This window comes from Kitasatospora sp. A2-31 (assembly GCF_022288725.1).
In the GTDB taxonomy this organism is placed as follows: Bacteria; Actinomycetota; Actinomycetes; order Streptomycetales; family Streptomycetaceae; genus Kitasatospora.
The window spans coordinates 1-4,398 of the sequence record NZ_JAKNTA010000070.1 but is presented as its reverse complement, the minus strand read 5'-3'; the positions used below and the strand labels follow the sequence as shown (position 1 = coordinate 4,398).

7 protein-coding genes and 1 pseudogene are annotated in these 4,398 nt (G+C 70.5%); 4 read left to right on the top strand and 4 right to left on the bottom strand.

Annotated features, from left to right (window positions below; translation table 11 throughout):
• Positions 1-781: 781 nt before the first annotated feature.
• Positions 782-1,723 carry a hypothetical protein gene (locus MCM47_RS39410; protein WP_238949592.1) on the top strand — a complete coding sequence of 314 codons (942 nt, stop codon included), beginning with the start codon at positions 782-784 and terminating at the stop codon, positions 1,721-1,723.
• On the opposite strand, the gene MCM47_RS39405 is transcribed toward MCM47_RS39410, so the two are convergent.
• Positions 1,707-2,027, bottom strand: a complete 321-nt coding sequence (locus MCM47_RS39405; RefSeq protein WP_238949590.1) for a hypothetical protein — start codon at positions 2,025-2,027, stop codon at positions 1,707-1,709. The two genes, MCM47_RS39410 and MCM47_RS39405, sit on opposite strands and share 17 nt — an antisense overlap.
• A 52-nt stretch (positions 2,028-2,079) precedes the next feature.
• Here MCM47_RS39405 and MCM47_RS39400 point away from each other — a divergent pair, with 52 nt between their 5' ends.
• Entirely contained in the window at positions 2,080-2,328 is a 249-nt protein-coding gene (locus MCM47_RS39400) for a helix-turn-helix domain-containing protein (protein WP_238949588.1), read from the top strand.
• A 196-nt stretch (positions 2,329-2,524) separates the two neighbouring features.
• Here MCM47_RS39400 and MCM47_RS39395 read toward each other — a convergent pair whose 3' ends face one another.
• The 3 genes from MCM47_RS39395 to MCM47_RS39385 are packed head-to-tail and all read right to left on the bottom strand — an operon-like array spanning position 2,525 to position 3,413.
• Positions 2,525-2,980: a hypothetical protein gene (locus MCM47_RS39395; RefSeq protein ID WP_238949587.1), complete on the bottom strand. Its 456-nt coding sequence runs from the start codon at positions 2,978-2,980 to the stop codon at positions 2,525-2,527.
• The gene (locus MCM47_RS39390; protein ID WP_238949586.1) at positions 2,977-3,192 is read right to left on the bottom strand and encodes a hypothetical protein; all 216 of its coding nucleotides are present in this window, start codon (positions 3,190-3,192) and stop codon (positions 2,977-2,979) included. Before MCM47_RS39390 ends, MCM47_RS39395 begins: the two co-directional genes overlap by 4 nt.
• Positions 3,189-3,413 (bottom strand): hypothetical protein, encoded by a 225-nt coding sequence (locus MCM47_RS39385; RefSeq protein ID WP_238949585.1) that lies wholly within the window; start codon positions 3,411-3,413, stop codon positions 3,189-3,191. The genes MCM47_RS39390 and MCM47_RS39385 overlap by 4 nt, the downstream gene beginning before the upstream one ends.
• Between MCM47_RS39385 and MCM47_RS44405 the strand changes: the two are divergent.
• A pseudogene (locus MCM47_RS44405) lies at positions 3,322-3,987 on the top strand (GntR family transcriptional regulator); the annotation flags it as partial. The gene MCM47_RS39385 and the pseudogene MCM47_RS44405 sit on opposite strands and share 92 nt — an antisense overlap.
• 64 nt (positions 3,988-4,051) lie before the next feature.
• Positions 4,052-4,189 (top strand): hypothetical protein, encoded by a 138-nt coding sequence (locus MCM47_RS39380; RefSeq protein WP_238951689.1) that lies wholly within the window; start codon positions 4,052-4,054, stop codon positions 4,187-4,189.
• The last annotated feature ends 209 nt before the right edge of the window (positions 4,190-4,398 follow it).

The window sequence follows — 4,398 nt, the reverse complement described above, 5'->3', positions numbered from 1 at the left end:
CCGCCAGTTCAAGAAGGTGGACTTCGTCGAGGAGCCCGAGGTCAGCAACGGAACCGTTGGAGAGGCGTCGTCGGGGCACTGAACAGGGCGAACGGGCTCCCCATGTTTCCCCATGAATCCCCGAGGCTCCCCGGACAAAGCCTCCCTGCACACTCCCTGCGGCACGGCTCCTCCCTGAGGACTCCCTGGGTTCTCCCTGCCTCTGGGCGCACGAGCCGCCCCGCACCCCTCCACTTGGGGGGTACGGGGCGGCGTCGAGGGGCGGGTAGGATCCGGATGCCTCCCAGCAATGAGGGTTCCTACCGCAGCCCCTTGAATTCCCGCCCCTCAGCGCCCGATGCAAGCGGGCACTGCGGGGCGGGAGCACGTGGAGCGGCGCGAGCCGCTAGCCCCAGACCGAGTCCGCGAGGGTCGCGGTCGGTGCCGGGGTCGGGTGGGGCGCAGGCTCGACCGGGACGGCACCCCAGACAGAGTCGGCGGCCGGAACGACGGGCCCCGAGGGCGGAGTCGCGGTGATGGCGATTGCGGCGCCCGCGAGGGCGAGGCCGGCGGTGAGGATCCCTGCCGTGCGACGGACAGCGTGCATCGTTCACCCCTTCCGGTGAGCGGAGGGGGCCGTTCCCCCTCTGGGATCCAGCATGTAGACCGTTCAAATTCGGATCAACCCTGCTCGCGATATCCTGCGAACGTTGCACAATTAGGCAATCGGGATCTAGGGCGAATCGGGGCAATCGGGATGAAGGCTGATGCGTCATCAGGTCGATTCTTTCCTGTTCGTGCAGTGCGCGATCTGTACCTCGGCATCCTGTCCGGCAAGCACACAGATCCGGCGCCCTGCCCGGAGCTCGATCAGCTCGTCGCGACCCACCTCGTCGCCCCCGACACGGGCCGGCCGGGAAACTACGTTGCGCTCGACCCGCTGTCGGCACTGCGTGACCGACGCACCGAACTCCTGCGCGCGGCCGGCGACCTGATCGCCGAGGCTCAGATACTTCCTGTCCAGGTCTCTGCGCTGGCCGCGGCATACCAGGCCGCACACTCCGGAGGCAGCAGCCACCAGCGCGGCGGCGTCGAGATCCTGACCGGCAAAGCGGCCATCAACGAGCGGCTGGAAGGGCTGATCAACACCTGTGAGCGTGAGCTCCTGACAGCCCAGCAGACCGGCCCGCGGCCCGCGGACCTGCTGGCCGTCAGCTATCAGCGAGACCTTGGCGTCCTCCGCCGCCGGGCCGCGATGCGCACCATCTACTTGCCCAGCGTCCGAACCCACGCGCCGACCGCCCGCTGGGCCCAGACCATGACCGAGCAGGGCGCACAGGTCAGGACGGGAAAGGCCTTCGGCCGGGCGATCGTCATCGATCGCCAGGTCGCCTTCGTGGCGGTCCTCGACCCCTGGACCGGCGAGGAGATCAGTAAGGAGCAGGCGGCTGTAGTCACTGATCCCGCGATGGTCGCCGCCGTCGCCGCAGGGTTCGAACGTGACTGGGCCCGAGCGGAACCGTGGGATGGGACGACGGAGGCCGCGCTACTGCCGGTACACCTGGGCATCCTGAGGTGCCTCGCGCGCGGCCTTGACCAGGACGACGCGGCAGCCGAGCTGAACATCTCACGACGAACTGTCAACAACCGACTGGCCGAGTTGCGGCGGATCGCAGGCGCCGCCACCGTGGCACAGCTCCTGTACTGGTGGGCACGTCGCGAGGCAGCTACCGCCGACGTGTGATCGTCGCAGTGTAGTGTCTGCCGTCCGCGTAGAAGCGGAGCTCGAACGCGGACTCGGCGCCCATGTAGTCCAGAACGCGCTGCTCTCCGCCCTCGCCAGCGATCATCCAGAGGTACGCGTTCGCGCGGTCGGGCCGTATCGGAGCTGCCTGCAGTACCGCGGCGAGGGAGGCGATCGCGTCGCCTAGGCGCTCGTGCTGCTCGGGCTCGATCAGGTCGGGGATGGCGAGGGTGTACAGGGTGTGCTCCCGGTCTGTCCCCCCGGGCTGCGGTAGGGCGATCCTATCGAACAGGTAATCGATCAAGTGATGACCTTGGTATGCAGACTTTTGATCAAGGCCGCGCCAGCGTCAAGGGGTGCCGACCCCACCCCAACGACAGCCCGACCCTCACCAGCTGCACGAACGTCGCGCGGTCGGCGACCGGATCCGCTTCTTACGCCGCCAGCGCGGCGTCAGTCAGGAGCGGCTCGCCGCGCTGATCAACCGCGACCGGCAGTCCATCTCCAACTGGGAGCTCGGCCACACGCCGCCCAGCCTGGATGACCTCGTCGCAGCCGCCCGCGCGCTCGGCGTCCCGACCTGGCGTCTCCTCCGGGATGAGTAGACCCGGGTCGGCGCGAGGCAGTACGCCGGCCCGGGTCGGCCTGGTCAGCAGCGGAGAGGGCTCGCGGCCCTGGCGTCATCCAGCTGCTCGGGCGCGGGCACGTAGCCGTTGTATGGCACCAGGTACCCGCACATCGGACACTGCCAGTACCTGCCGTTCACGTACATCGCGCAGCCGCAGCCCCTGGGGCATGCCACTACTGATCACCTCCCTCCCCCTCCAAGTTGGCCAGCCGGAGGATCCTTCGGCCGAGTCGGGCGGCCTCGGCGGCGGGAATCGCAACCGCGGCCTGATCGAGCTGCACCACGATCAGGCCCATCGGCGCGCGGCGCGCGTGGACGAGCTCACCGTTCGTTCCGCGGAACGTCTCGACCGCGGCGCCCGATTGCGGGTCGTCGGCCGTCGGCAAGTGGTTCATGAGTTCCCTTTCTGCAGCCCCCGTGCATCCGCTTTTGAGTTCAACGAGGCTATCGACGCCGAGGGGTGGGTGAGGGGCTGATCGGGGGTCCGGGTCGCAGTGCTCGACGATCGCCGTGTGGGGCGTCTGGTCCCGAACCCATCGGCCGCGGACCCACGCAGTGCAGTACTCGCACATGCCCAGCTCGATCGGCCTGTCGTCTGCCTCGGCGGGCTCCCCATCGGGAACGCTCACTGGTCCGCCCCTGGCAGATTGCGGGCGCACGAGCACCCGGGGTGTCCGCAGAGGCAGACGAGCACGCGGGCGCCGGCCTCGTCCCACAGCCCGCCCGGACACCCATGGTGAGCGTCCAACTGGCACTCGGCGCTGACGTAGCGGCCAGCGCGCGACGTGTCCAGCGTGATGAGGATGTAGGGCGGCGTCTCCGGCCGCTGGGCAACGGTCATTGCGGCTCCTCCAGTTCCGCCCACAGCGCCACCGTGCCGGTGGCGTTGAGCGATCCCCAGGCGTGGCACGGCGTCACGATGTCGAGCACGTCGGCCCAGCGCTCTATGGCGCCGGGGCCGACCGGCACGATGAGCCGGACGATCCCGGGGCGGGGGTGGGTGACGCACACCGGGGCGCCCGCCGCCTGGGCCAGGGCGGCCCGGACCGTCCTCGCACGCATGCCGATCTGCACCGATCCCCCTGTATGTATCGGGCTCAGGTCTATGCATACAGTAGAGCCAGAGCCCATAGTCTGTCACCCAGCGCGCACGCACAGTAGGAGGACACGCATGTCAGACGGCGACGACGTCTCCCCCTACCTGCGAATCGCCGACGGCCTCCGCACCCGGATCGCCGCCGGAGAGTTCCAGCCCGGGGACCGCCTCCCCTCGCTCGCCGACCTCCGACGCGAGCACGGCTACTCGACCGCCGTCGGCCAGTCGGCCTACCGCGTCCTCGAACAGGACGGACTCGTCGTCGCGAGGCAGGGACGCGGGTACTTCGTCCGCAGCCCCGAGCCGCCGCCCGTCCTGGTCCGCCGTCAGCGCGTCGCGCCCGGCGAGGGATCGCCCACGGAGGCCACGTTGGCCCGGCAGGGCGTGGCCGGCACCTGGCGGCACGAGTCCCAGCCGCGGGCCGCCGACGACCGGATCGCGGCGCGGCTGGAGATCCGACCCGGCGACCCTGTCATGCACACCAGCTACGTGTACCTCGCCGACGGCGAACCGACCCAGCTCGCCGAGAGCTGGGAGCCGATGGCCGTCACGGGCGGCAGCCAGCCAGCAGGGCGGCAACGTCGATGCGGCGCGCAACGCTTACGTGGCCGCAGCGCTGGCCTTGCGGGCGCATCCGATCTGGGAGGAAGCGCGGGCGGCCCAGGCGCACGCGCAGACCTGGCAGGCGTCGGTGGACGCCGCGAAGGCCGCCCTCGACAGCGGGCCGGTCGCCGCGGCCTGAGCCCGGACGCGACGAAGCGCCCCCGCCCGGCCGGAGCCGGTGCGGGGGCGCGGTGCGTCAGCGGGAGACGAGCGGGACGACGGCGACGCCGAGCGCGGCCAGGCCGGTCAGAGCGCCGAGCGTTGGCAGCGGCCACCGGCCGGCTTCCAGCCGCCGGAGACGGGACTCGTGGTCGCCGAGTCTGGAGTCGACGTCCCGATCGGCGGTGG

What these genes read in the sequence shown, in the direction of transcription:
- MCM47_RS39390 (WP_238949586.1), bottom strand. Translation starts at nt 3,192, where the DNA reads ATGACCGTTGCCCAGCGGCCGGAGACGCCGCCCTACATCCTCATCACG.
- MCM47_RS39385 (WP_238949585.1), bottom strand. Translation starts at nt 3,413, where the DNA reads ATGCGTGCGAGGACGGTCCGGGCCGCCCTGGCCCAGGCGGCGGGCGCC.